The sequence below is a fragment of the Salinisphaera sp. SPP-AMP-43 genome (genome assembly GCF_049568105.1).
GTDB lineage: Bacteria > Pseudomonadota > Gammaproteobacteria > Nevskiales > Salinisphaeraceae > Salinisphaera.
This window is the reverse complement of record NZ_CP145335.1, coordinates 2,415,411-2,442,330: the sequence shown is the minus strand read 5'-3', so window position 1 is coordinate 2,442,330 and position 26,920 is coordinate 2,415,411. Positions and strand designations below refer to the sequence as shown.

At 59.8% G+C, this 26,920-nt stretch carries 24 protein-coding genes and 3 tRNA genes; 24 read left to right on the top strand and 3 right to left on the bottom strand.

Translation table 11 applies throughout. The annotated features are described in order from the left end of the window. Nucleotides 1-54: 54 nt before the first annotated feature. From V5738_RS10370 to V5738_RS10255, 24 genes are all read left to right on the top strand, one after another. Nucleotides 55-128: transfer RNA gene (locus V5738_RS10370), tRNA-Cys, on the top strand. Between the two features lie 1,160 nt (nt 129-1,288). Next, nucleotides 1,289-1,377, top strand: a tRNA-Leu gene (locus V5738_RS10365). A gap of 189 nt (nt 1,378-1,566) precedes the next feature. Beyond that, nucleotides 1,567-2,463, top strand: a complete 897-nt coding sequence (locus V5738_RS10360) for a MaoC family dehydratase (protein ID WP_423820726.1) — start codon at nt 1,567-1,569, stop codon at nt 2,461-2,463. Between the two features lie 71 nt (nt 2,464-2,534). After that, complete coding sequence (gene galU, locus V5738_RS10355; protein ID WP_423820725.1) at nt 2,535-3,446, top strand: UTP--glucose-1-phosphate uridylyltransferase GalU; 912 nt, start codon at nt 2,535-2,537, stop codon at nt 3,444-3,446. A 150-nt stretch (nt 3,447-3,596) separates the two neighbouring features. Beyond that, complete coding sequence (locus V5738_RS10350) at nt 3,597-6,512, top strand: 2-oxoglutarate dehydrogenase E1 component (protein ID WP_423820724.1); 2,916 nt, start codon at nt 3,597-3,599, stop codon at nt 6,510-6,512. A 43-nt stretch (nt 6,513-6,555) separates the two neighbouring features. Next, nucleotides 6,556-7,857 (top strand): 2-oxoglutarate dehydrogenase complex dihydrolipoyllysine-residue succinyltransferase, encoded by a 1,302-nt coding sequence (gene odhB / locus V5738_RS10345; protein ID WP_423820723.1) that lies wholly within the window; start codon nt 6,556-6,558, stop codon nt 7,855-7,857. Between the two features lie 62 nt (nt 7,858-7,919). Next, nucleotides 7,920-9,362, top strand: a complete 1,443-nt coding sequence (gene lpdA / locus V5738_RS10340; protein WP_423820722.1) for a dihydrolipoyl dehydrogenase — start codon at nt 7,920-7,922, stop codon at nt 9,360-9,362. A gap of 120 nt (nt 9,363-9,482) precedes the next feature. Next, nucleotides 9,483-11,441: a potassium transporter Kup gene (locus V5738_RS10335; RefSeq protein WP_423820721.1), complete on the top strand. Its 1,959-nt coding sequence runs from the start codon at nt 9,483-9,485 to the stop codon at nt 11,439-11,441. A 69-nt stretch (nt 11,442-11,510) separates the two neighbouring features. Then, the gene (locus tag V5738_RS10330; RefSeq protein ID WP_423820720.1) at nt 11,511-12,260 is read left to right on the top strand and encodes a YebC/PmpR family DNA-binding transcriptional regulator; all 750 of its coding nucleotides are present in this window, start codon (nt 11,511-11,513) and stop codon (nt 12,258-12,260) included. Beyond that, nucleotides 12,260-12,760: a crossover junction endodeoxyribonuclease RuvC gene (ruvC, locus tag V5738_RS10325; protein WP_423820719.1), complete on the top strand. Its 501-nt coding sequence runs from the start codon at nt 12,260-12,262 to the stop codon at nt 12,758-12,760. Before V5738_RS10330 ends, ruvC begins: the two co-directional genes overlap by 1 nt. Continuing rightward, on the top strand, nt 12,757-13,365 hold the full coding sequence (gene ruvA, locus V5738_RS10320; RefSeq protein ID WP_423820718.1) for a Holliday junction branch migration protein RuvA: 609 nt from the start codon (nt 12,757-12,759) through the stop codon (nt 13,363-13,365). Before ruvC ends, ruvA begins: the two co-directional genes overlap by 4 nt. Next, nucleotides 13,365-14,426: a Holliday junction branch migration DNA helicase RuvB gene (gene ruvB, locus V5738_RS10315; protein ID WP_423820717.1), complete on the top strand. Its 1,062-nt coding sequence runs from the start codon at nt 13,365-13,367 to the stop codon at nt 14,424-14,426. The genes ruvA and ruvB overlap by 1 nt, the downstream gene beginning before the upstream one ends. Next, on the top strand, nt 14,419-14,820 hold the full coding sequence (gene ybgC, locus V5738_RS10310) for a tol-pal system-associated acyl-CoA thioesterase (protein WP_423820716.1): 402 nt from the start codon (nt 14,419-14,421) through the stop codon (nt 14,818-14,820). The genes ruvB and ybgC overlap by 8 nt, the downstream gene beginning before the upstream one ends. A gap of 9 nt (nt 14,821-14,829) precedes the next feature. Then, nucleotides 14,830-15,585, top strand: coding sequence for a protein TolQ (gene tolQ, locus V5738_RS10305; protein WP_423820715.1), 756 nt, complete (start codon nt 14,830-14,832; stop codon nt 15,583-15,585). 25 nt (nt 15,586-15,610) lie between these two features. Further along, the gene (tolR, locus tag V5738_RS10300) at nt 15,611-16,054 is read left to right on the top strand and encodes a protein TolR (RefSeq protein ID WP_423820714.1); all 444 of its coding nucleotides are present in this window, start codon (nt 15,611-15,613) and stop codon (nt 16,052-16,054) included. Beyond that, a complete protein-coding gene (gene tolA / locus V5738_RS10295; RefSeq protein WP_423820713.1) occupies nt 16,055-17,317 on the top strand; it encodes a cell envelope integrity protein TolA in 1,263 nt (420 codons plus the stop codon). Further along, complete coding sequence (gene tolB / locus V5738_RS10290; RefSeq protein ID WP_423820712.1) at nt 17,314-18,624, top strand: Tol-Pal system beta propeller repeat protein TolB; 1,311 nt, start codon at nt 17,314-17,316, stop codon at nt 18,622-18,624. Before tolA ends, tolB begins: the two co-directional genes overlap by 4 nt. A gap of 79 nt (nt 18,625-18,703) precedes the next feature. Further along, entirely contained in the window at nt 18,704-19,297 is a 594-nt protein-coding gene (gene pal, locus V5738_RS10285; RefSeq protein WP_423820711.1) for a peptidoglycan-associated lipoprotein Pal, read from the top strand. 9 nt (nt 19,298-19,306) lie between these two features. Next, a complete protein-coding gene (ybgF, locus tag V5738_RS10280; protein WP_423820710.1) occupies nt 19,307-20,086 on the top strand; it encodes a tol-pal system protein YbgF in 780 nt (259 codons plus the stop codon). 92 nt (nt 20,087-20,178) lie between these two features. Next, nucleotides 20,179-20,820 carry a 7-carboxy-7-deazaguanine synthase QueE gene (gene queE / locus V5738_RS10275; RefSeq protein WP_423824166.1) on the top strand — a complete coding sequence of 214 codons (642 nt, stop codon included), beginning with the start codon at nt 20,179-20,181 and terminating at the stop codon, nt 20,818-20,820. Between the two features lie 32 nt (nt 20,821-20,852). Further along, the gene (gene queC, locus V5738_RS10270; RefSeq protein WP_423820709.1) at nt 20,853-21,560 is read left to right on the top strand and encodes a 7-cyano-7-deazaguanine synthase QueC; all 708 of its coding nucleotides are present in this window, start codon (nt 20,853-20,855) and stop codon (nt 21,558-21,560) included. A 46-nt stretch (nt 21,561-21,606) separates the two neighbouring features. After that, a tRNA-Lys gene (locus V5738_RS10265) sits at nt 21,607-21,682 on the top strand. Nucleotides 21,683-21,936: 254 nt separating this feature from the next. Next, on the top strand, nt 21,937-23,652 hold the full coding sequence (locus V5738_RS10260; RefSeq protein ID WP_423820708.1) for an HsdM family class I SAM-dependent methyltransferase: 1,716 nt from the start codon (nt 21,937-21,939) through the stop codon (nt 23,650-23,652). Beyond that, nucleotides 23,639-24,637: a hypothetical protein gene (locus V5738_RS10255; RefSeq protein ID WP_423820707.1), complete on the top strand. Its 999-nt coding sequence runs from the start codon at nt 23,639-23,641 to the stop codon at nt 24,635-24,637. Before V5738_RS10260 ends, V5738_RS10255 begins: the two co-directional genes overlap by 14 nt. A 45-nt stretch (nt 24,638-24,682) precedes the next feature. Here the strand turns inward: V5738_RS10255 and V5738_RS10250 are convergent, their stop codons facing one another. From V5738_RS10250 to V5738_RS10240, 3 genes are read right to left on the bottom strand one after another with little or no spacing between them, the layout of a single operon-like run. Then, nucleotides 24,683-26,425 (bottom strand): replication endonuclease, encoded by a 1,743-nt coding sequence (locus V5738_RS10250; protein WP_423820706.1) that lies wholly within the window; start codon nt 26,423-26,425, stop codon nt 24,683-24,685. Beyond that, nucleotides 26,422-26,703 (bottom strand): hypothetical protein, encoded by a 282-nt coding sequence (locus tag V5738_RS10245; protein WP_423820705.1) that lies wholly within the window; start codon nt 26,701-26,703, stop codon nt 26,422-26,424. Before V5738_RS10245 ends, V5738_RS10250 begins: the two co-directional genes overlap by 4 nt. Then, the gene (locus tag V5738_RS10240) at nt 26,700-26,894 is read right to left on the bottom strand and encodes a helix-turn-helix transcriptional regulator (RefSeq protein WP_423820704.1); all 195 of its coding nucleotides are present in this window, start codon (nt 26,892-26,894) and stop codon (nt 26,700-26,702) included. The genes V5738_RS10245 and V5738_RS10240 overlap by 4 nt, the downstream gene beginning before the upstream one ends. Nucleotides 26,895-26,920 lie beyond the last annotated feature (26 nt).

The window sequence follows — 26,920 nt, the reverse complement described above, 5'->3', positions numbered from 1 at the left end:
CGATTCGGCCGAGGTTTTTATTTGTCGAAAGCCGAGTTTTCGGGTTTCACTCGAGGCCAGGTGGCAGAGTGGTGATGCAGCGGCCTGCAAAGCCGCGTACCTCGGTTCGATTCCGGGCCTGGCCTCCATATACAATCTTCCTGTGTATTCCAAGGAAGCTTTAAAAGCCCGCTAGCGCGGGCTTTTTTGTGTCTGCCATTCTGGGTTTAGATTTGCCTGGAGAAGATGCGCACAGCACGCAGCATGGCTCCGATCATCATCTGCAGCAGGGCGGTGGATACAACAAGTACTCACCGAAGCCAAAACTTCGAGATTCGGCTCCCGTAGTTTATGCCTCCGACTGGATGGCAAGCGCCTAATGTCAGCACAGGACACCAGCCTAGAGCGCGCCTCGAACAGGGTGGGGCCAGCGAAATAAGTACCCAAAAGCTATGGCTTTGCCACATAGTGCATGATGGGGTCTCGGTTGAAAGGATTGTGTTTCCAACCAGAGCGCTGGCTCGTAGCTTCTGGGGGCAGTGTGGGGAAGTGCGCCTCGATCTTTGTCTCGTGTTTTTGGCGTCGGCCTGTTTCAGGTGAAGTTCGTACGCCACGAATCACCGAACAAGCACGTACGTACCATCTGCTCAGTACAGTTTCGCCATGATTTTTGGCTAGACTGGGGTGTAGGTTCCGAAGAACGTGCAGTCTCGTACTTTTAGAGCAACAGCGTCTGCATATCGGACAGGCACTGGCTGATTCTGAACCCTCAATTGCGCTTAGGTCGTAAATGAAGAGATAGGTTCCGAAGCTAGGCGGCGTGCCGTATCAATGGCGGGGCCAGGGCCTCAGACGAGGGTGCGGTAGTCATACAGAACCGGCACTAAATCTTATAGCTCAGCCGAAAAGGTCTATGATTCGCGGCCGGTTGGGCCATAGCGCAGACAAGCACCCAGCCCGGTAGAGCTGGCCGCTAATCAAATCGCTCACCTTTTGTTTCGGGTGTCAGTTGCTCGGCTGCGATGACCGTCGGCGAAGGCGGATATAGTTTTTATACTATCGACAAACGAGTACTTTGGTCGGCGTTGAGAGCTTCTGGTTCCATCGTGAGCGGAGCGGATATACCTCCGTTCTATCGGCGAGACCCGTGTGCGTTATGCACAAGTCCGCGCCAATAGTAGGAGTACTGTCGGGCGGCCCATTCGGGGCTCATATCAGGCGTATGGGCGATTTGAAGCGCCGATTCCGGCGTGACGGTAATATTCTCAGCCCATGCCCGGTTCGTTCCCTGCTAGAATTCGGCCCCCAAGCCCGGGTGGCGAAATTGGTAGACGCATGGGACTTAAAATCCCTTGGGAGGCAACTCCCGTGTCGGTTCGAGTCCGACCCCGGGCACCATTTTTGGGGCTGCGTTCTAGCAGCCGGAGCGTCTTTCACCGGTACGACAGCAGGTGGCCGCGGCGTTGTTGGACCGGGTGAAACGATTCAGCTCGAATCGCAGCTGAACGGGTCAGGTATGCCCCGCATTGTATTGATCGGGCAACGCGTTAAACTTCTTGCTTCAATCGTCCAACGACGATCAAAACGATGGCAGGAGATATCACGCTCGAGTTCGATCAACTGCCGGCGGTGACGCCGTCTTACTTTCGAGCGGTAACGAGTTTTGGATCGAAACTGGCCCGGGGAGAAACAATCCCCGAGATCAGCGCGCGAGTGCGCGATCTGGACGTGCGAGCCGATGAACTGGCGCGTTACCGGAAGGTCTGCGGTTTCCCGCGGGCCGAGACGCTGCCGGTCACCTATCCGCATGTTCTTGCGTTCCCGCTGCATATGGCGGTGCTCACGCACAAGAACTTCCCTCTGGCTCTGCTCGGCCTAATCCATGTTCGCAATGAGATCGCTCAGTATCGAGCGATTTCGGTCGATGAGCCGCTCGAGATCCTCGCCTCGGTCGGTGGCCACCGAGATGTCGGCAAGGGCGTTGAGTTCGACCTGGTTACCCAGGTGCTCGACGGCAGTGGCCAGGTGGTCTGGCAGGAAACCGGCACGATGCTGTCGCGGCAGAAGCAGCCGCATACCAAGAAGAGCCGTGACAACGCCCAGCCCGGCCAGTCCACCGTACCTGAACTGTCTTTCACACCCAGCGAAGAAGCGACCTGGCAAATTCCGTCCGATATCGGGAGGCGCTATGCTGGAGCGGCAGGGGACTATAACCCGATCCATTTGAGCCCATGGAGTGCGAAGCTGTTCGGATTTCCGCGGGCGATTGCGACCGGTATGTGGCTCAAGGCAAGAGCGGCAGCTGCACTGCAGCCGCATCTGTCCGGCGACCGGTACACTATTTCGGTGGCGTTCAAAAAGCCGGTGTTTCTACCGAGTACGGTACTTTTCAAGCACGCTTCGGGGGAGGACGGTGTGAATTTTGCGTTAACCAGCCGAGACGGCGAGATTCACCATCTCACCGGGGACGTGCAGCCTCTTTAAGACGAAGAACAATGCCGACGGCCGCATGCCGTCGAGCGACAAGACACTGAATATCTAAAAGGACGAGCAATATGCGTATTCGTAAAGCGGTCTTCCCGGTGGCCGGGCTGGGCACCCGGTTCCTGCCGGCAACCAAGGCCAGCGCCAAGGAGATGCTGCCGGTGGTCGATAAGCCGCTGGTGCAGTATGCGGTCAAGGAAGCGATCGCGGCCGGGGCCGAGGAGATGGTGTTCATCACCAGCCATGCCAAAAACTCGATCATGGATCATTTCGATCGGGACTACGAGCTGGAAGCGGCGCTCGAAGCCAAGGGTAAGGAGGAGCTTCTAGCTGCGGTGCACGACGTGCTGCCGCCCGGGATCAGCTGTGTCTATATTCGCCAGCCGGAACAACTTGGGCTGGGGCATGCGATCAACTGTTCGCTGCCAGCCGTCGGCGACCAGGATTTCGCGGTAATTCTGGCCGACGACCTGATCGCCGGTTCTTTCCAGCCCTGCATGGCCCAAATGCACCGGGTCTATCAGGAATACGGCACCAGCGTGCTCGCGGTCCAGCGCGTGCCCTGGGAAGAGACCCACAAGTACGGCATCGTTGAGGCTGAGCCGATCGGCCCCGGGCTATCGGAAATTCGTGGCATCGTCGAGAAGCCGCCGACCGAAGAAGCCCCCTCAAATCTCGCGGTCGTCGGCCGTTACATCCTCACGCCCCGTATCTTCCGGTTGATCGATAAGACCAAGCCGGGCGCCGGTGGCGAGATCCAGTTGACGGACGCGATCGAGGCGCTGATGGGCGAGCAGACTGTGCTGGCCTACGAGTTTGAAGGCACGCGCTATGACTGTGGCAGCAAGTTCGGTTATCTCAAGGCGAACGTCGAGATGGGGCTGAAGCACGACGAGATCGGCGATGAGTTCCGTGACTATCTCAAGGATCTCACTTCGGGCTGGGATGAAGAGGAAGCCAAAACCCAGCAGAAGACGGGTTAGCTTGAAGCCCGGAATGCCGGCGTACGCGCCGGCCCGGGCGCCGGCGATTTGTTATCATGGCGCCCCGGCGCGGACCGGATGACGGCAGGGAGCGCCGGCCTAAGACACTGAGGTGATCCGGCACCTCGTTACGGCGATAGACCAGTTTCTATGAAAAGCGATTTGAACGACAAGTTCATCAGTACCTCCCCCTTGTTCGGCGGTAACTCTTCCTACGTCGAAGCCTACTACGAGCAGTATTTACGCGATCCGGAATCGGTTGAGCCGAGCTGGCGCGAATACTTTAAGAATCTGGACGGCGAGGGCGGCCAGGACATCGCCCACGGTCCGATCCGGGAATCCTTCGTCGACCTGAACGCCTCGGTAGAGCAGGGTGCATCGGCGCGCTCGGGCATGTCTTCCAAGGCAGCCCAGAAGCAGGCCGGTGTGCTACAGCTGATCAACCACTACCGCAGCCGCGGTCATCGGGTGGCCGATCTCGATCCGCTGGGTCTGTATCAGCCGCAGCCGCTGCCGGATCTGGACCCGGCCTATCACGGGCTGGGCGAAGCGGACATGGACAAGGTGTTCAACACCGGTTCGTTGTACGCCCATGACGACGAGATGACGCTGCGCGAGATCATCGACGTCTGCAAGCGGGTGTATACCGGCAAGATCGGCACCGAGTACATGTACATCACCGATACTGAGCAAAAGCGCTGGGTCCAGCGCCGGCTCGAGGCCGGGGTGGAGCATCACGGGCTGGCCGAGAAGGAAAAGCTCGAGATCCTGCGCCAGCTTACGGCCGCTGAAGGTATCGAGCGCTATCTGCATACCAAATACGTCGGCCAGAAACGCTTTTCTCTGGAAGGCGCCGACAGCATGATCCCGGCGTTGGACGAGCTAGTGCGCTCGGCAGCCCGTCATCACGTGGATGAAGTCGTGCTCGGCATGGCCCACCGCGGCCGCCTGAACGTGCTGGTCAATATTCTCGGCAAGGCGCCGAGTGAGTTGTTCGCCGAGTTCGAAGGCCAGTACGACATCGACGAACTCGATATGTCGGGCGACGTGAAGTATCACCTCGGCTTTTCGACCGATATCGAAATCGAAGACGAGCGCGTGCACCTGGTGTTGGCGTTCAACCCGTCCCATCTCGAAGCGGTCAATCCGGTGGTCGAAGGCTCGGTCAAGGCGCGTCAGGTGCGTCGCCATGACACTGCCGGCGAGACCGTGCTGCCGGTGTTGATCCACGGCGACGCCTCCTTTGCCGGCCAGGGCATCGTGATGGAGACCATGCAGCTGTCCCAGGCCAACGGCTACGCGACCGGTGGCACGGTGCATCTGATCGTGAACAACCAGCTCGGTTTCACGATGCAGGACCCGATTACGGGCAAACAGGGCGAGATGTCGCGAACCTCGCAGTACTGCACCGACATCGCCAAGATGCTCGAAGCCCCGGTGTTCCACGTCAACGGCGACGACCCGGAAGCCGTGGTGTTCGTGACCCGTCTGGCCATGGACTATCGCGAGACGTTCGGCAAGGACGTCATCATCGACATGATCTGCTATCGCCGGCAGGGCCATAACGAGGCCGACGAGCCGGCCGTGACCCAGCCGTTGATGTACGACAAGGTCAAGAAGATGCAGACCACCCGTGCCCTGTATGCCAAGCGGCTGCAGGATGCGGGGCTGATCGGCAGCGACCATGCCCAGAAACTGTTCGATGCCTATCGCGACGGCCTCGACGAGGGCAAGAACATCAGCCGCACCACGCTCGGCATGGTGGGCAACGAACATACGGTCGACTGGGACAAGTATCGGCTCGACAAATGGTCGAACATTGTCGATACCTCGGTGCCGATCGAAACTCTGCAGCGCCTGTCGAGCAAGCTCTACGATAATCTCCCCGACGGCTTCGATCTGCACAAGCGGGTCCAGCGGATCGTCGATGATCGACGCAAGATGGCAGCCGGCGCCTCGCGTATCGACTGGGGCTTTGCCGAGCATATGGCCTATGCCAGCCTGTTGGACGACGGCTTCAACGTGCGTCTGTCCGGCCAGGACTCCGGTCGCGGGACCTTCTTCCACCGTCATTCGGTGATCTACAACCAGAAAAACGGCGAAGAATTCGTGCCGTTGAACCAGTGCTCGCGAGACGGCACCCACTTCGACGTCAACGATACCCTGCTGTCCGAGGCCGGCGTACTGGGCTTCGAATACGGCTATGCCTCGGCCGATCCGCATACGTTGACCATCTGGGAAGCGCAGTTCGGCGACTTCGTCAACGGTGCACAGGTCATTATCGATCAGTTCATTTCCAGCGGCCGCGCCAAATGGGGCCGGATGTGCGGGCTGACGATGTTCCTGCCGCACGGCTATGAAGGCCAGGGGCCGGAGCATTCCTCGGCCCGGCTCGAGCGGTTCCTACAGCTGTGCGCCGAGCGCCATATGCTGGTGTGTGTGCCGTCGACCCCGGCACAGTGGTTCCATCTTCTGCGCCAGCAGATGGTCCGTAACCTGCGTATGCCGTTGGTCGTGCTCACGCCGAAGAGTCTGCTGCGCCATCGGCTGTCGACCTCGACGCTCGAGGATCTGTCGGACGGCCACTTCCAGTTCGTGATCGACGAGACCGATGATATCGACGCCGAGAAGGTCAAGCGGGTCGTGTTCTGTAGCGGCAAGGTCTTCTATGACCTCTACCAGGAGCGCGCCGAGCGCGAGCTCGACGATGTCGCCATCGTGCGTATCGAGCAGCTCTATCCGTTCCCGGCCGAGGACTATGCGACGGTGCTGGAGGGCTATCCGAACGCCGAGCAGATCGTGTGGTGCCAGGAAGAGCCGGAGAACCAGGGTGCTTGGTATCAGATCAAGCATCGTCTGCAGGTGCCGCTCGAAGAGCAGCACGAGCTGTTATACGCGACCCGGCCGGGTGCCGCGACGACGGCCGTGGGCTATCACAAGCTCCACATTCAACAACAGGAAGCGGTGGTCGAGGCCGGTCTCGTCGGTGGCGAACACCTGATCGAGAAAGGGACGGTGAAGGCCGATCCGCGCGGGAAGAAGTCCGGTATCCGCAATAAGAAGTGATGCGGACCATATTCAATAGATACACGACGAATCAGGAAAAGTAATGGCGACAGAAGTCAAGGTGCCGGAACTGCCGGAGTCGGTTAGCGAGGCGACAGTCGGCGACTGGCAGAAAAAGCAGGGCGACCGCGTAGAGCGCGACGAAAACCTGCTGGATCTTGAAACTGACAAAGTGGTGCTCGAAGTGCCGGCCACGGCGGCTGGTCAGCTTGCCGAGATCAAGGTCGAGTCGGGTGACACCGTGCAGGCCGGCGATGTCCTCGCGGTCATCGAAGAAGGCGCGGGCGGCGCCTCCGGCGACGACGCCGACAGTGGCGACGCCGAAGCCTCCGAGGCGGCCGAAGAGCAGTCGGCTGCGAGCAGCCAATCCAGCGACGACGCCGAAGAAGACGAGTCCGAAGGCGGCAGCGACGATGCGATCGCCAGCCCGGCGGCCAGCAAGCTCATGGACGAAAACGATGTGGCCGCGCGCGACATCAAGGGCACGGGCAAGGACGGCCGGATCACCAAGGCCGACGTACAGAAGGCGATCGACGACAAATCCTCGGGGGCCAAGAGCCCGTCGAGTGATCGCGGTGGCGACAAGCCCCAGACCGATCGCACCGAGCAGGCCGATCGCCAGGCTCTGGGCGACGTTACGCCGGAGCGTACCGAGCAGCGCGTGCCCATGACGCGTATCCGCCAGCGTATCTCCGAGCGTCTGCTGGATGCCTCGCAGAACACGGCCATGCTGACCACGTTCAACGACGTGGACATGAAGGCCGTGATGGATCTGCGTGCTCAGTACAAGGAGAAGTTCGAGAAGGATCACGAGGTCAAGCTCGGCTTCATGTCGTTCTTCGTCAAAGCCGCGGTCGAGGCGCTCAAGCGCTATCCGATCATGAATGCGTCGATCGACGAAGGCGATATCGTCTATCACGGTTTCTACGACGTGGGTGTGGCGGTGTCCTCGCCGCGCGGCCTCGTGGTGCCGGTGCTGCGCGATGCCGATCAGCAGTCCTATGCCCAGATCGAGTCGCAGATCCGCGACTACGGTAAGCGCGCCCAGGACGGCAAGATTACGATGGACGAGATGACCGGCGGCACGTTCACGATCACCAACGGTGGTGTGTTCGGCTCGCTGCTATCTACGCCGATCATCAACCCGCCGCAGGCCGCCATTTTGGGCATGCACGCCACCAACGACACGCCGGTGGTGCGTAACGGCGAGATCGTGATCCGTCCGATCATGAATCTGGCCGTGTCCTATGACCACCGCCTGATCGACGGTCGCGACGCCGTGCTGTTCCTGCGCACGATCAAGGAACTGCTCGAAGATCCGGCGCGCCTGCTGTTGCAGGTATAACCGATCGCCACGCGCCGGCCTCGAGCCGGCGCGGTTTTTTAGGTAATCAATCAAGGACTAGCATGAGCAAGGAATACGATGTCGTCGTAATTGGCGCCGGGCCGGCCGGTTACGTGGCTGCGATTCGTGCCGCGCAGCTCGGCATGAACGTAGTTTGCATCGACAAGTGGCTCAATCTTGACAACAAACCCTCGCTGGGCGGCACCTGCTTGAATGCAGGCTGTATCCCGTCGAAGGCGTTGCTGGAGTCCAGTGAGCTCTATCATCGTGCCGAGCACGAATTCGCCAGCCACGGCCTCAAGGTCGGCGATGTCGAAATGGACATCGCACAGATGCAAAAGCGCAAGGCCGGTGTGGTCAACGAACTGACCGGCGGCATTGCCAGCCTGTTCAAGGCTAACGGCGTGGAATCGATGGCCGGCAGCGGCCAGGTGGTCGATTCGGGCAAGGTGAAGTACACCAGCCATGATGGCGACGAGCAGACGCTCAATGCCAAGCACATCATCATCGCCTCTGGTTCGATCCCGGTGGAGCTCAACATCGCACCGTTCGACGGCGATCGAATCGTGGATTCCTGGGGCGCGCTGGAGTTCGACGACGTGCCGAAGAAGGTTGGCGTGATCGGCGCCGGCTATATCGGCGTGGAACTCGGCAGTGTCTGGTCGCGTTTGGGCTCCGAAGTCACGCTGCTGGAAGCAGTGGAAGACTTCATGCCGATCGCCGACCGGGATGTGGCTAAGGAAGCGGTCAAGAGCTTCAAGAAACAGGGCCTGGATATCCAGCTCGGCTCCCGGGTGACCTCGGCCAAGGTCAACAAGAAGTCGGTTCGTGTCGAATATACCCAGGGCGACGAGACCAAGAACGAAACCTTCGATCGCCTGATCGTTGCGGTCGGTCGGCGGCCGAATACGGCCAATCTCTGTGCCAAGGACGCCCAGGTCGAACTCGACGACAAGGGCTTCATCGACGTCGACGAATCCTTCCGCACCAGCCTGCCGGGCGTGTATGCCGTGGGTGATGTCGTCGGTAATCCGATGCTCGCGCATAAGGGCATGGAAGAAGGCGTGGCCGTGGCCGAGATGCTCGATGGCCAGAAGCCGCATGTGAACTACGACGTCATTCCCTCGGTCGTCTATACCCAGCCCGAGATGGCCTGGGTGGGCAAGAGCGAAGCCCAGGTCAAGGCGGCCGGCAACGAATACCGCGTGGGTCAGATTCCGTTCGCGGCCAACGGCCGGGCCAAGGCGCTGGCCCAGCAGGGCGGTTTCGTGAAGATGATCGCCGATGCCGAAACTGACGAGATCCTCGGCGTGCACATGATCGGGCCATATGTCTCCGAGCTGGTGCAGGAAATGGTGGTGGCCATGGAATACAAGGCCTCCAGCGAAGATATCGCGCGCATCATCCACGGTCATCCGACGCTGAGCGAAACGGTCCACGAGGCCGCACTTGCCGTCGACGGTCGGCCGATCCATTTCCCGCCGCCGCGCAAGAAAAAGAAATAGTCGCCCACCGGCGACCTGAAGCCGGTAAACAGCCCGTCGCTGGCTGAACCGGCCGAGCGCCACCCGTTTCGAGCGTTGTAGACTCGAAGCTGGTGGCGCTTTTTTTTGGGGGCCAGCCGGATGACAGACGACCGCGAAGCGCATTTGTGGGCTCGCCATAACCGACGGGCCGGTTCCTCGCAGCCCACCGATTCGCCAGGCGAGACCCTCGCCGACGAGGCAACGTACGGCCGGTCGCTGCCGTTTCTGAGCCTGGCCGCCCTGGGGATCGTTTACGGCGATATCGGCACCAGCCCAATCTATGCGCTGCGCGAAGCGTTCTACGCCCACGACGAGATCGACATTCAACAAGCCAATATTTATGGCGTACTGTCGTTGATGTTCTGGTCGTTGATCATCGTGATTTCGATCAAGTATCTGGCCGTGGTCATGCGGGCCTCGAATCACGGCGAGGGCGGCATCATCGCGCTGGTCGCCTTGCTCAACCCCTGGAAAACAGAAAAGACCAGCCGTCGTCATGTGTTGATGCTGTTGGGCTTGTTCGGCGCAGCGCTGCTCTATGGCGACGGTACGATCACACCGGCTATTTCGGTACTGAGCGCCATCGAGGGGCTGCAGGTCGCGACGCCGGCGTTCGAGCCCTATGTCATACCGATCACCATCGTGATTCTGGTAGGGCTGTTTTTGATCCAAAAACGCGGCACGGCAGCCGTCGGCGCTTTTTTTGGCCCGATCATGTTGCTGTGGTTCGCCACACTAGGCGGACTCGGTATCGCTGGCATTCTCCAAGAGCCAGCCGTGCTGGCCGCAGTCAACCCAATGTATGCAGAAGCCTTTTTTGTCTCAAACGGATGGGCAGGGTTTCTGGTCATGGGCACGGTATTTCTGGTGGTCACCGGCGGCGAGGCGCTGTATGCCGATATGGGCCACTTCGGTATCGCGCCGATTCGGCTGGCCTGGTTCGTGGTCGTGCTGCCCGGATTGCTGTTGAATTATTTCGGCCAGGGCGCGTTGATGCTTGGCGCGCCGCAAACGCGTCAGCCGTTTTATGAGCTGGCCCCGGACTGGGCGCTGTATCCAGTGGTGCTGCTGGCGACGCTGGCCACCGTGATCGCCTCGCAGGCAGTGATTTCCGGGGTGTTTTCGCTGACACGCCAGGCGGTCCAGCTTGGTCAGCTGCCGCGTTTGAGGATCGTACAGACCTCGCGTGAATCCTATGGCCAGATCTATATCCCGTTCATGAACTGGGTGTTGATGGCGGCGACCATTGGGCTGGTGCTCGGCTTCAAGAGTTCGGACCGCCTGGCCTCGGCCTACGGCGTCGCGGTATCGATGGATATGGTCATCACCACGGTGCTGGCGTTTTTCGTCGCCTATCGCTGGCGCTGGTTTCCGCGGCTGGCGGGTATGACCGCGCTGGTCTTGTTGCTAATCGATCTATCGTTTTTCGGTGCCAATATCTTCAAGATCCCTGGCGGCGGCTGGTATCCGTTGGTGGTGGCGGCGCTGATTTTTCTGCTGATGGCGACCTGGCGCACTGGGCGGGCCCTAATCGGTCGCCATCTGACCGACGACAACCAACCGTTGCAACGTTTCGTCGACAACCTGGAGGATGATTTTCGGATCGATGGCACGGCGGTGTTCATGACTGGGGCCGGCACGCGCACGCCGCCGATGCTGCTGCACCATCTGCGCCACAATCGGGTACTGCATCGCCAAGTGATTTTGCTGACCGTACACACCCGCGATATTCCCCGGGTGCCGGCTGCCGAGCGGCTGACTATCGATGCCCTCGGCCATGGGGTCTATCGCATGCAGGTTTTCTACGGCTTCATGCAGGCCGCCAACGTACCGGTGGCACTACGGTTTGCCGAAGAATTCGGCTTGGAGATCGACCCCGATCAGACGACTTACTACGTCGGCCGGGAAACGTTGATTCCCAGTGCCGAAGTCCCCGGCATGATGGTCTGGCGGGAACGGCTGTTTGCTTTCATGTCGCGCAACGCCGTCTCGGCGACCAGTTTTTACCAAATCCCGACCGACCGGGTGGTCGAGTTGGGCATCCAGATCGAGCTGTAGCCCGGCTTACCCACGCCTTGTTATCCGGTGGCTGTTAAAATATCGCCAACGTACCAAGACGAGGCGTTTATGGCAGGGCACAGTAAATGGGCGAATATCCAGCACCGGAAAAAAGCCCAGGATAAAAAACGCGCCAAGATCTTTACCCGGCTGATCCGCGAGATCACCGTGGCCGCTCGTATGGGCGGCTCCGACCCGAATGACAATCCGCGGCTGCGCCTGGCCTGGGACAAAGCCTTGGCTGCCAATATGCCCAAGGACAATATCGAGCGGGCCGCCAAGCGTGGCGCCGGCGAAGGCGGCGCCGATAATTACGAAGAGATCCGCTACGAAGGCTATGGCCCGCAGGGCGCGGCGATCATGGTCGATTGCATGACCGACAACCGCAATCGCACCGTCTCCGAGATTCGCTATGTGTTCTCGCGTAACGGCGGCAATATGGGCGCCGATGGCTCGGTGGCCTATTTGTTCGATCGCAAGGGCGTGCTGACGTTCGCGCCGGATGTCGATGACGAAGACGTACTGTCGCCGGCGCTCGAGGCCGGAGCCGAGGATCTGGTCGAGTACGAGGACGGCTCCTTCGAGGTATTGACTGCCCCCGACGACTACACCCAGGTTCGCGAAGCGGTCGAGGCCGCCGGTTTCACGCCTGCCGATGCCGACGTGACGATGCGGCCATCCACCACGGTAGAACTGACGGGCGAGGCAGCCCAGACCTGTCTCAAGCTGATCGATGCGCTCGAAGACCTGGATGACGTACAGAACGTCTATACCAATGTCGAGTTCGACGAGGCTTCGCTGTCGGAAGAGGCGGCCTAGTGCCGCGTATTATTGGCATCGATCCGGGCTCGACCATCACCGGCTATGCGGTCATCGACGGCGGTGCGGCGCCCAAGGCCCGGGTCATCGACTGCATCCGACTGCCCAAGGCCGATTTCCCGACCCGGCTGGGCGTGATATTTGATCGTTTGAGCGAGGTGATCCGCGAGTATCAGCCCGAGCAGATGGCGGTCGAGAACGTATTCGTTTCGCGTAACGCTTCGAGCGCGCTCAAGCTCGGTCAGGCCCGCGGAGCGGCGATCTGTGCCGGTGCCTCGGCCGGGCTTGCGGTTTCGGAATATACCCCGACCCAGGTCAAGCAGGCGATCGTCGGGCGCGGCCATGCCGACAAGGCCCAGATCCAGCACATGATCGGTATGTTGCTCGGCGCCACCGGCCGGCTCCAGGCTGATGCTGCCGATGCGGCCGCGGTTGCGCTTTGCCATGCCCACCATGCGCATACTTCGGGACGCATGCAGGCTGCACAGGTGCGCTCATGATCGGCCGGCTGCGCGGCAAAGTGGTCGAGAAACAGCCGCCACGGTTGGTGATTGACGTCGGCGGGGTGGGCTACGAGGTCGAAGCCCCGATGTCGACGTTTTTTGCGCTGTCGCAGTATTCCGGCGAGGTGACGCTGCTGATCCAGACCATCGTGCGCGAAGACGCGATTCTGCTGTACGGCTTCGTCGAAGAAGCCGAACGCCGGCTGTTTCGCGAGTTGATCAAGGTCTCCGGGGTCGGGGCCAAGCTGGCGCTGACCGTATTGTCCGGCATGAGCGTAGCCGATTTCGTGGCCACTATCGAAGCCGACGATACCGCCCGGCTGACCGGGCTGCCCGGCGTCGGCAAGAAGACCGCAGCCCGGCTGCTGGTCGAAATGCGCGACAAACTGTCGGGCACCGATATCGCGCCGACCCTGGCCGCGGCCCCGGCCGGAGCCGCGGCGGCCGAAGGCGGAGTTGGGGCCAGTGCCGATGCCCGCCACGCCCTGATTGCCCTGGGTTACAAGCCGGCCGAGGCCGATAAACTATTGCGCGGCATCGATACCGAAGGCCTGGATAGCGAAGGCCTGATTCGCGAGGCCTTGCGCCGGGCGGTGCGTTGATGGAGCCGAATACCGACGACAGCGAACAGCGCCTGATCGGATCCTCCGAACGGCCGGAGGACAGCCGCTTTGATCGGGCGCTGCGCCCGACCGGCCTGGCCGAATACGTCGGCCAACCGGAGGTCAGCGAGCAGCTCGATATCTTCGTCTCGGCGGCCCGCAACCGTAGTGAAGCGCTTGATCACGTGCTGATCTTCGGTCCGCCGGGCTTGGGCAAGACCACGCTGGCGCACGTCATCGCCAACGAGATGAACGTCGGCTTTCGCCAGACGTCGGGCCCGGTGCTGGAGCGCCCAGGCGATCTGGCGGCATTGCTGACCAACCTCGAGCGCAACGACGTGCTGTTTATCGACGAAATCCATCGTCTGTCGCCGGTGGTCGAAGAGGTGCTGTACCCGGCGCTCGAGGACTACCAGATCGACATCGTGATCGGCGAAGGCCCGGCTGCGCGCTCGATCAAGCTCGATCTGCCGCCGTTCACGCTGGTGGGGGCGACCACCCGGGCCGGGGCGTTGACGTCGCCGCTGCGCGATCGGTTCGGCATCGTCCAGCGTCTGGAATTCTATTCTCAGTCCGATTTGGCCTCGATCGTCACACGTTCAGCCGGCATTCTGGATATCGCGATCGAGGCGGCGGGCGCGGCCGAAATCGCGCGGCGTGCGCGGGGCACCCCGCGTGTGGCCAATCGGCTGCTGCGCCGGGTACGGGATTTTGCCGAAGTTCGGGGCAACGGCGAGATCGACGGGGCGACGGCCGCCGACGCCATGAACCTGCTCCGGGTGGACGACAACGGCTTCGACGTCATGGACCGCAAGCTGCTGGGCGCGTTGATCGAGAAATTCGACGGCGGCCCGGTCGGTGTCGAAAGTCTGGCCGCGGCGATCGGCGAAGCCCGCGAGACCATCGAAGACGTCATCGAGCCCTATCTCATCCAGCAGGGCTTCATGATGCGCACGCCCCGCGGCCGGCTTGCCACGGCTGCAACCTATCGGCACTACGGGCTCCCGGTGCCAGAGTCCAATCGCCACGCCGAGCAGGATCTGTTCGATTTCGATGGCTAGCGGCGAACACGCGCCGGTCTTCGAAATCGGCCTCCGGGTCTACTACGAAGACACCGATGCCTCGGGCGTTGTCTATCACGCCAACTACCTGCGTTATTGTGAACGGGCACGTACCGAATGGTTGGACAGCCTCGGGCTCGATCATCGGACCCTGGCCGATACGCACGGCATCGCCTTTACCCTGGCCGATATGTCGATGCGCTTTGTACAGCCGGCCCGGCTCGATGATCGGCTGGCCGTGTCGTTGCAGATCGCGCAGCGCACGCGGGCACGGGTTGTCTTCGCCCAGCAGATCCGCCGCGCGGATGATCTGCTGATTCAGGGTCAATTCACGGTGGCCTGTGTCAACATCGCCAACTTCCGGCCATGCCGGTTGCCCGATGCGCTTTTCTGAGGAGTCGAGATGAACGTCGCGACCGACATGAGTCTATGGAGCCTGGTCCTGCAGGCCAGCCCGCTGGTCAAGGCCGTTCTGGTCATTCTGTTGCTGGCGTCCATTGCGTCATGGGTGGTCATCTTCTCCAAACGGCGGTTGATGAAAAGCACTGTCAAGGAGATGGAGTGGTTCGAGGACCGCTTCTGGTCGGGCGGCAATGTCCGCGATATCTATGAAGAGATCCATCGCCACGACGATCACCCCGAAGGCATGCCGGCATTGTTCAAATCCGGCTACGAAGAGCTGCGGCGGCAGCGCAATCAAGTCGATGTGACCAGCGTCGATGTCGTGCCTTCGGTCCAGCGTGCGATGCGGGTCACGCTGTCGCGCGAGCTCGAACGGCTGGAGTCGGGCCTGGCGTTTCTGGCTACGGTCGGCTCGATCAGCCCCTATGTCGGCTTGTTCGGCACCGTCTGGGGCATCATGAGTGCCTTTATCGGCCTTGGTGATGTGCGCCAGGCCAGCCTGTCGATGGTTGCCCCCGGTATCGCCGAAGCACTAATCGCTACGGCGATGGGGCTGTTTGCCGCGATCCCCGCCGTGGTGGCCTACAATCTCTTCAGTAATCGTCTTGATTTCATCGAAAAGCGCTTCGAGACGTTCATGGAAGAAATGGCCGGCATCGTCGAGCGCGGCGTGACGGCCGCTAATCCGGTCAAGCGCGAGCGCGCGCCCCGCAAGCCCGAACCCAGCGAGCCGGTGCGCACCGCGCCCGAGCTGTAAGCACGGTTTCGACGCGGGAGCTGGCATGAGAGCACGCAACAAACGCCGTTTAAACGCCGAGATCAACGTCGTCCCCTATATCGACGTCATGCTCGTGTTGTTGATCATTTTTATGGTTACGGCCCCGCTTTTGACTACCGGGGTTAACGTCAATCTGCCGCAGGCGCCGGCCAAGGTGCTGGACCAGAAAGACGATCATCCCATCGTATTGACCGTGACCGCGGACGGCGACATGTCGCTCAACGTCGGGCCTACCCCGGACCAGCCCATGGCCCCGGATGCGATCACCCAGACCGTGACCAAGGTGCTTAACGAACGGCCGGAAGCGCCGGTAGCCGTGCGCGGGGATGGCGCCGGTTCCTACGGCGATGTTGTGCGCGGCATGGTGCTGTTGCAGCAGGCCGGTGCCGAGCATGTCGGGCTGCTGACCGACGATGTCGACAAGCCTTCGCAGCAAGAGCAGGAATAGGTGTTGGAACTGCTGAAGAAAATCGGGGAACACTGGCGTGCAGTGGTTCTCGCAGTCGGTCTGCATGCGCTGGTTGCCGGCTTGCTGATCTTCAGCGTGGCGTTTATTCACGACACGGCTTCGAAGGGCAATCGCGGCCAGAAGATCGTCGATGCCTCGGTGATCGATACCAGCGCCGTGCGCAGCCAGCAGACGCCCGAGCAGACGCCGGATACCACCGAGCCGCAACAACAGCCACCTGAGCCGGAACCGGCCGAAGACCAGTCTGCGGACGAAACTAGCGAAAAAGCCCGCCAGCAGGCCGAGCAAGAACAAAAACGCAAAGCCGAGGCGGCGCGCGAACAGGCGGCCCAGGAAAAGGCCGAACAACAGGCCAAGGCCGAACAACAGGCCGCGGAACAGAAAGCCGCGGAACAGGCTGCTGCACAAAAGGCCGCCGAGGAAAAAGCGCGCAAGGAAGCGGCTGAAAAAGCGGCGGCCGAGAAGGCGGCCGCAGAAAAAGCCGCCGAACAAAAGGCGCGTAAAGAAGCCGCCGCCAAGCAGGCAGCCGAAGAAAAAGCCCGTAAAGAAGCCGCGCAAAAAGCCGCTGAAGAAAAGGCGCGTAAAGAAGCCGCTGCCAAGAAGGCTGCTGAAGAGAAAGCCAAAAAAGAGGCAGCCCAGAAAGCGGCCGAAGAAAAAGCACGTAAGGAAGCGGCCGCGAAAAAGGCCGCCGAAGAAAAAGCCAAGAAAGAGGCGGCCGAGAAAGCGGCTGAAGAAAAAGCACGCAAGGAAGCCGCCGCCAAGCAAGCCGCCGAGGAAAAAGCCAAGAAAGAAGCGGCTGAAAAAGCGGCTCGTGAAAAAGCCGAGCGCGAGGCCAAGCAAAAGGCGGCCGAGGAGGCCGCCCGCAAGGAAGCAGCGCGCAAGAAAGCCCAGCAGGAAGCCGCGCGCCGGAAAGAACTGCAAAAAGCCTTGCAACAGGAGGCCGCAGGCCGGCGCGATGCCGCCAACCAGAAGGCCATGGCGCAGTATGTACAGGCGATCCGGGACAAGGTCGAAGGCAACTGGATCCGTCCGCCCGGCGCTTCCAATATTTCTTGCAAGGTACGCGTAAAACAGCTGCCCGGCGGCCAGATTTCGAACGTCCAGCTGCTGGGCTCCTGTGGTAATGAAGCTGTCGACCGCTCGGTCAGGCAGGCCATCTATAAATCCGACCCGCTGCCGTCGCCGCCGTCGGATAATCTATTTCAGTCGGATATCGAGTTCACTTTCAGGCCGGACCAATGAAATACAAGACTTTTCGCTCGTTTGCCATCGGTCTCGCCGTCTGTTTGACGGCCGCGACGCTCTCGCCCGCCCAAGCTGCGTTGCAAGTCGACATTACACAGAGTTCCGATAGCGCCATTCCGATCGCGATTTCCCCGTTTGGCAGCGCTAATGGACGCTTGCCAGTAGACGTGGCACAGGTCGCCAGCGACGACCTGTCGTCGACGGGCCGTTTCCGGATCTTCCCGCGTCAGAACATGTTGTCGCAGCCGAGCTCGCCCGAGGCGGTTAATTACGACAACTGGCGCACCCAGCATATCGATAATCTGGTGGTTGGCTCGGCATCGTCGAACGGCCAGGGCGGCTATCAGCTGACTTTCAATCTGCTGGATGTGCCCCAGGGCCAGTCGACCGCCAGCTACCAGATCAATGCCGGGCCCAATGAGCTGCGGGATGCGGGCCATACGGTCGCCAATCTCATCTACCAGCGTTTCATCGGTGAGAAAGGTTATTTCCTGTCCCGGATCGCCTACATCACGGTGACCGGCAACAGTGCCGACAATCGCAAGTTCCGGCTGGTGGTCTCGGACTACGACGGTAGCCATCCCAGCACCGTCTATTCCTCACAGGACCCGGTGATGTCGCCGGCCTGGTCGCCGAACGGACGCAAGCTGGCCTATGTGGCGTTCAACGTCTACAAAGGTGTGAGCAGCGTACGGGTCCAGGATCTGGCCAGTGGCAATGTCCGCACGATTTCTTCGGGCAGCGGTGTCAACGGCGCACCGGCCTGGTCGCCGGATGGCTCGAAGATCGCTTTCACCAAGTCGAAAGACGGCGACAGCGATATCTTCGTGTACAACCTCAATAGCGGGCAGGTGCGCCAGCTCACGCACAGCAACGCCATCGATACCGAGCCGACCTGGTCGCCCAATGGCGGCACCATTGCGTTCACCTCGGATCGCGGCGGCCGCCCGCAGATCTACCAGATGAATAGCCAGGGTGGGCAGGTCCAGCGGCTGACCTACGATGGCCAGAGCAACCAGCGCGCCGATTTCTCGCCCAATGGCGATTCGATCGTCATGGTTCAGAAAAGCGGCAACGGCTTCCGGATTGCGGTGATGGACCTGTCGAACAATAATGTACGTATCGTCAGCAATGGGCCGCTTGATGACAGCCCGGCCTTTGCGCCGAACGGCCAAGTCATTCTGTATGCGAAGCAGGGCGGCAACAACGCTCTGGCCACGGTCTCGGTCGACGGCGATGTGAAATCCACATTGTCGCAGGCCGGCGAGGTCCGCGAACCCGCCTGGGGACCGCTGGGCTATTGATTCGATGAATCAACGGTCGCCGGCCATGCATGGGGCAGCGCCGGCGCGTTGGCTACAATAAAGACGAAGGAGCGTTTTGATGCGTCACTTGGATTTTAATTCCGCCCGCCGACCGGCCCTGGCCGTAGCTCTTACGGCCGCAGCGATTGCGTTGACTGCCTGTGGCGGGGGCAAGAATGTACGCGCCCCGGGCGATATGCCGGCGGCCGGCATGCAGGGCGCCAATAATAACGGCCAGGCTATGGGCAGCCAGCGGCGCGATATCGACGTGCGCGGCCTGGAAGGTATCCCGAGCGGCGATCGCGACATGTTCACCGATCCGAACAACCCGCTGTCCACGCGCACGATCTACTTCGATCTCGACAGCAGCTCGATCCCGTCGCGCTTCCAGCAGGCGATCCAGGCGCATGCCAGCTATCTGTCCGATCATCCGAAAGTGCATCTGCGCCTGGAAGGCAATACCGACGAGCGCGGCTCCCGGGAATACAACGTAGCCCTGGGCGAGCGCCGTGCCGGCTCGGTCAAGCAGGCGCTGGTGCTGTCGGGCGCTGGTGCCGGCCAGATCAGTACCATTTCCTACGGCGAAGAACGCCCGGAACTGATGGGGCATACGGAAAAAGCCTATGCCAAAAATCGCCGTGTGGACTTCATCTATACGAATCAGAACCAATAGGCTCGCGTGATGCGTAAAGCGCTGTTCCAACCCTCGACCCTGGCCACGCTCGCGCTCAGCGCGAGCGTGGCGGTGCTGCCGACTGCCTGTGCAGCGCCGACCCCGCCGTCATCGCAGCCGATGCAGCTGGCCCAGAACAGCGGCAACGGGCCGAACCTGTTCAGTTTGTATCAGCAGATTCAGCAGCTTCAGCAGCAGGTTCGCGAGCTCAACGGTGAGGTCGACACGCTCAAGTACAAGCTCAAACAAAGCGAGCAGGGCCAGCGCGATCTGTACAAGAATCTGGATCAGCGGCTGAGCACGCTAGAAAACAGTGGCGCAGGCCGTGCCGACGATACAGCCGGCAATACCACCAGCGCGCCGACGCGCGTGCCCCAGTCCGGCGGCAACGGCGATGTCGATCCGGCGGTGCAGTCAGCCTATATGGATGGCTTTAATCAACTCCAGAACGGCCAGTACGATGCCGCAATTGCCTCGTTCAAGCAGTTCGTCTCCCAGCATCCGGATTCCAGCCTGACCGACAACGCCTGGTACTGGCTCGGCGAGGCCAACTATGTTCAGCAGAACATGGATGATTCGCTGCAAGCCTTCGAAACCGTGGTCAACCGGTTCAAGAATTCGCCGAAGATGCCGGCCGCGCTGTACAAGATTGGGCTGATCCAAATCGCGCAGAACCAGACCGACAACGGCCAGTCCACTTTGCAGCGCGTGGTCGACGAGTATCCGAATAGCGATTCCGCCGATCTGGCCAAGCAGAAACTGCAGTCGCTGGGCGGCAGCCGCAACTAGGCGAGGGCGATAAGCCGGTGTCCGATATTCTTGATGTCAAAACCGATGCCACCCGGCGCGACGGCGTACGCGAAAGCCGTTGGCAGGAGCGGATCGATGCACTGCGCATCACCGAGGTCTTCTGCTCGTTGCAGGGGGAGGCCAAGGCCGCGGGCCGGGTCTGTACGTTCATCCGCCTGACTGGCTGCCCGCTGCGTTGCCACTACTGCGATACCGCCTATGCTTTCCATGGCGGCGAATGGCTCAAGCTCGACGATATCCTTGCCCGTACCGATGAACTCGGCGCCCACGATGTCTGTGTCACCGGCGGCGAGCCGCTGGCCCAGCCCAACGTCGCGCCGCTGGTTCGGCGACTGTGCGATGCCGGCTATGATGTCTCGGTCGAAACCGCTGGCGCACTGGATATCCGGCCGATTGACCCCCGGGCTTCTCGGGTGGTGGATATCAAGACCCCGGACTCCGGCGAAGCCGAGCGCAACCGCTGGGACAATCTCGATGCCCTGACCGATCACGACCAGCTCAAGTTCGTCATCTGCTCGGAAACCGACTACCAGTGGTCCAAGCAGCGGCTGGCCGAGATGAACCTGCCGGCGGGCTGTATCGTCTGGTTTTCGCCCAGCCACGGCCAGATCACCGCCCGCGAACTCGCCGATTGGATCGTGGCTGACCGGCTGCCGGTACGCTTCCAGCTACAGCTGCACAAACAGCTCTGGGGCGACGCCCCCGGGCACTAGCTCTCCCTCGTTTTCAACCAATGAACAACGCTATGCCATCGTCCGATGCGCCCGCGGCCGTCGTCTTATTGTCCGGCGGCCTGGATTCCACAACCTGTCTTGCCGAAGCCGCTGCGGCCGGCTATCGCTGCTATGCGCTCAGCTTCGACTACGGCCAGCGCCATACGGCCGAACTCACGGCCGCCTCGCGCATCGCCGCCAGCGCCGATGTGGTCGAGCACAAGGTTGTACGCATCGACTTCGACGGCATGGGCGGCTCCGCACTGACCGACGACGACATCGCCGTGCCGGAAACCCCCACGGAGGGCATTCCCTCGACCTATGTGCCGGCGCGCAATACCCTGTTTCTCTCGGTTGCCCTCGGCTGGGCCGAGGTGTTGGAAGCCGAGGCGATTTACATCGGCGTCAACGCCGTAGACTACTCGGGCTACCCGGATTGCCGCCCCGAATTTATTGATGCGTTCGAACGCATGGCGGCCTTGGCGACCAAGGCTGGCGTGGAAGGCCATAGCATCCAGATCCAGACCCCGTTGATGCACCTCACCAAGGCCGAGATCATCCAGCGTGGCCACCAACTGGGCGTCGACTACAGCCAGACTGTCACCTGCTACCAAGCCGACGACGACGCCCGCGCCTGCGGCATCTGCGATGCTTGCCGCCTGCGCCGAGCCGGCTTCGAAGCCGCCGGCGTACCGGACCCGACCCGCTATCAGCCCAACGCGCCAATTTCTGCCGATTAGGGGGTGGCAAACTCCGGAATTTCCGGTATCATGCGCGCTCTATTACGGGCCGTTAGCTCAGTTGGTAGAGCAGTAGACTTTTAATCTATTGGTCGATGGTTCGAATCCATCACGGCCCACCAAATAAGCCTTTTAACTAGAGGCACTTAAAGCCGCACCGCCGAAAGGCGCTGCGGCTTTTTTATTGCCGGTGCTACGGTGGTGCTACAATTTGTTTGTCATCAGTGAAGTGGTTTGAGCGGGTACGGGCACGCTATTACACGATCAGCCTCTGCCACTGCTCAAGGCTGGGTGATAGCTTCCGCACGTCGTGCCCTTGAATGCTTGTACCGTCAATCACTGAAGCGAGGCGCACGACCAAATTTGCGAGACGAATATGGCGAAGGTTGCGAAAAAGGAAGCTCAAGGTTCTGAAGAGGTCGTACGCAGGCGTGTGATAGCGGAGTTGCATGCCCTCGGCTGGAAAGAAGCGCTACTTCAGTGGTCACCAGAATGGCGTATCCCTAATACGCCTCATGATCTAACAAAGCGTGAGCGAGGGCAGTCCTTTGAAGCTTGTGGCAGAGCGGACCTCGTAGCTTTTGCCAACGAAACAAAGGAGCCGCACGCCCTTCAAATCATCTTTGAGTTTAAAGCGCCTACGATAGACAAAGGGCGCGATCAGCTGATGCGCTACCTGGCTAGTGAGCCGGTCGTCCGAATGGGGTACTGGACAAACGGCACCTCGAGCCTAGCTGTATACAAATCTCATACGAATGATTGGATCCAGGTAAAAGATCCGCCGCTGCCACATCCGGGAGATGACCTTACTGCTCCCCCTGAACATCCACCAACATGGAATGACCTCCAGGTTCCAACCGAAGCGCAGCTGTCAACAGCCCTCAAGCGTTTAGTTGCGACGGTAGTTGCTCGGGATTCGCGATCCGTACGTCGCGAAGACCAGCTACGAGAGCTTCTGCACATCTTCCTAGTAAAAGTTGAGAGCGATAGCTTAGCCAGTATTAAGAGCAACCAAGATAAGCCGGTCACACTTCGTATCTATGGGGACCGTACATCGATGGTTGCTTTAACAGCAGCATCGATTCAGAAGCAATTCAAAGAGTATTTCGACAAGCAACGGACCCGAGTCTTCCATCGGGACGATGTCGATCATATCCGGTTGACAGATGAAACAATATTTGCCGTTGTAGATACATTAGCACCTTGGCGAATACTGGGCGATAAAGTCGACATTCTAGCTAAGGCTTTTCAGATTTTTAGGACGCAAGCACTTAAGTCCGGTGAGGGGCAATTTATGACTCCTCAACGTATTGTTAGGCCGTGCGTCATGGCCATGGATATTACTTCTGCCGATAAAGTAATCGACCCGGCTTGTGGGACCGGCGGGTTTTTAGTCGAAGCTTTGCGACAAGTGCAAGAGCGCGAGTTTAACGATGGCGACACCTGGAGGATGGTTAAATTCGCAAACGATGGACTATATGGGGTCGATATGGACCCTATCGGCGTCAAGTTGACGAAAGCGATGATGATCGCTATGCAAGATGGGTCAACCCATACGCTTATAGGCGACGCAGTAAGAAGGCATCTTTGGGCCAAAGAGTTCCCAATTCTCCAGCATGAACTTGGTGTGCCGAGTAATACAAACGAAATTGCAGAGCAATTTACGGTTGTATTAACCAATCCGCCATTTGGTAAAGGTTTGCGTGTAACAGCCAGTGACGCGCGGGCGGCCGGATATACGATTACCAAAGCAGCCGCTGACGCTAACCCGGGGCGAAAGAAAGATCACTTAGACCTCGAGATAGGACTTATCTACCTAGAGTTAGCTCATAGGCTATTACAAATTGGTGGGAGAGTTGGAATTGTCTTACCGGAGACGTACTTTTTCTCGTATAGCTATCGCTGGCTGCCTGGGTGGTTGAAAGGCAGGTTCGCCCTGCGTGGGATGATGAACATAGCGATGGAGGCATTCGAGGAATTTTGCCGCGCGAAAACTAATTTTTATATATTTGAAAAAGTCGGTAACGGCGAAGCATCTGAGCCTTCGGACTCCTCATCCGACAGAAGAGGCATGAATAGTGGCACCTCATAAACCCTGGTGGTTCTCCGACGATACGGTGATGGTTAGTACAGCTCCGACCTGTGGGCTCACCAAAGGCGGACGTCTATTGCCCATGGTGGAGCGGGAGACCGGCTCGCGAATTCAGATAAAGGACCCGGAAACGGGAGAGCTGGTCGATGCGGTTAACGATCAGTTACTGAGCGATATGAAGATGCTCGCTAAGGGTCGAAATACCGACACGATGCGATTTATTCCGAGCGAGGCTGTCTCGTTAGGTACGGCTGTACCGTTGTATTACGATCGTCGCTTCGACGAGGCTTTCAGTGAAGCGATGCAAGGAGAAAAATTTAAAGGATTTTCTTCTGCTACTTTAGGGGAGTTGGAAAAAACTGGTGTTATTGAAATTCGCGGAGGTCACGGTTCCCCAGCTGCTGATCAGCGCGTTGGTGAAGTGCCATATATTAAGGTTTCAGATCTCAGGGCTGGTCTGGTAAATATTAATCCTACTAATCGAGTTCCCTATCAAGTGGCCCGTAAATTTTGGAAACGTGGTAAGCCTGATTTGCAGGCATTCGATTTATTGTGCCCAGAGAGAACAAGCAAAAATATTGGTGATTTTTGCGTTCTGATGCCTGGCCAAGAAAAGGTTTTGCTAACAAAAGAGATTATAGTTATAAGACCAGGTCCAGCTGCGAATTTTGATTCGTTCTATCTGATCTGGGCCCTAACTCTGAATATTGTTAGAGATCAGTGGAAACGCGTTATTTTCATGCAGACAAATCGCGAAGATGTCGGGAAGCGGTATCTTGAGATATCAATCCCGGTGCCAGAAGAGGCTCAGACTGGCGAGAATGTTTCGCTTCCGTTTAAAGAATATTTTAAGAAAATAGCTGACGCTCGTAGCCAATTATCTACGTATTTAGATCGTGCGGGTGATCACCACTTCTTTGTATCTGGAACGGAAGAGCCAGCGATTCCCGAAATCGTCTCAATACATGCTCCGGATGAAGATTAAATTGGCAGCACAGTGTGCTGTGAAGCTGAGTTGAGTGGCGTACAGTTATTTCCACGAGTCCAAGTGCTCACGGCTACGCCGTTGCGCTAACTTCGAGCCCGGAAGCTCGTTAACGAAATAGAGTTCGATATTTCCCGTTACGGGTTCGGTGGGGTGGCCGTTGGCTTCGCTGCCCGTTATGTTCTGATCACATTGATCGGTAGTGTTCCGGTTACGGCGATCGCCGGCTGGCCGGTATTCGATTTTCCAACGGACGGGCCGCGTCGTATACGTAACGCCGAAGGCGTCGAGATAGGCGCGTTGTTTCGCTTCGCCATAACGGCCGCGTTCGGCCTCGGTGGTGTAACAAACGCGAGCCGGACGCTCGCTCGATTTCAGAGCCGCGCCGCCCATGAGTTCCATGTAACGGGCGTAGTCGCCTTCGTCGGCGGCTTTACGTAACGCTTCGGCTTTTGGGTTGCCTGCGATCTGACTACGTATACGGCGAAGTTCGCGCCACGGTCCGATAGCGGGGGTGCCCATAAACTGGAACTGGCGGATACCCCACTGTGATGCCCAAGCCCGGACACGTTGGGCCGCGTCCTTCGGATCGGCTTCTAGTCCGATCTGCTGACCATCCGAGTCGAGCGTGGCCGCATAGTCGAGGCCGTGCCCGTCGATGCCTTTCGAAATGTATTTGGCGATATAGCCGGTTGCAGAGCCGCGCTGCGGGTCGATCGCTTTGAGATCGCAAGCCCGCTTTTGCCGGGCCGGACTCGTCGAGCCGTCAACGAAGTAATCCGTCAGAATGCGCCGCAGCGATTCAACTCGCGTCGGATCGACGAAAAGCAGGGCATGCCAGTGGGGCGTCCCGTCGTGGTGCGGCTCGGCCACCCGTAGGCCGTAAGCATTAATCGAGGCCCGATTGAGCTTCGCGCGAATCTTGCGCCATTGCACCATCAACCATTTCTGGCCCTCGCGGGGTGTAACGTGCTGGCCATCACCGGGTTCGAGCGACTTCGAATGAACGGCGTGCAACTCGGGCGGAGTGGTGATCGAGGCGAATAGCGCGACATCGCCTTGGCTTTCCGCGTAGCGCTCGATTCCAGCGATACGCGCCATCATTTCCTTGCGGCGAATGCTCGGATTGCTGACACCCTTGTCGGCGATTTCGGCAAGGCTGAATTCTTCGCCCGTCTCGCAAACCGCGATCGTATCGATTAAGGCGCGGGCGTTGCTGTTCTGCCGCCCGATATAGCGCTGGAACCCGTATTCGCTGATATACAGGCCGGCGCGCTTATGCACGAGCCCAATCGAGCGCGCTTGTTGCTCGTGTTTGCGGCCGTGAATTTTGTGCAGTTGATTGCGCCACCACCGCTCATCGCGCATTCGCTCGATACAGCCTAGTAGGGTGCGGTTATGGTTTGGCTTGGGCGGAACTAGGCCGAAGCGCGTAACCACCCCATGCCCGGCCGCGTAGGTCGCCATTTCGTCGCCATTGACTCGACGCATGCTATGGTCGCACTCGTGGCTACGCCGTGCTGCAAAAGCCCGAATCTCGTTATCGCTGGCATCGGCGGATAGGACGCCTTCGGATGCCTCGACGAACTCGCGCAAACCAACGTTGGCCGGCCGCATAGGGTTGGACTGGCCCTTATCGCGCGCCGCATCATAGGTGCGGCGATGCCGTTCGGCGAGCGCGTTCGCGATCGGCACGGGCTGGGAGTTCAGCAACTCGCGCAACCAGACGCGCCCCTCGGCAGGAATTTCGAGAGGCGAAAATTCCGCCGCGTAGTGGGTGGCATTCATGCGCCGCCACCCGCTGTGTTGCGAGACTCATCAAACGCGCGCCGCGCAGCGCAGCATTCTTCCAGATCGCGGGCCAACTGTGCAGCCGCATCAAACGATAAATGGATGGCCGCGGTATGCTGCCCGGTCGCGTCGGCGATCGTCAGTCGTACCGGCCGACTTGTTGTGTTCCAGGCTTCGGTCTTGACGCTGGCCCCGTGGCGATCGAAAACGCCGCCCGAGGCGATCAGTTCGGGCCGGATCGGCGCGACCGTTTGCTTGTCCGCCGCCCGACTCATGCCGACACCTGTTCGTTGCCGTTGATAAAAGCATCGACATCGGCTTGCCGATACCGGACCCGCGATCCGATCTTGAGAAATGTCAGCGGATAGCGCTTGGTGCAGCGCCAGACGGCGAGGGTATGGACGGTAACGCCGAGTAGTTCCGCAACTTGGTTCGGCGTGAGTAGGCGGTTGGCTTCGTTGTGCATGGATTGCTCCGCATTGCTTGCTTGTG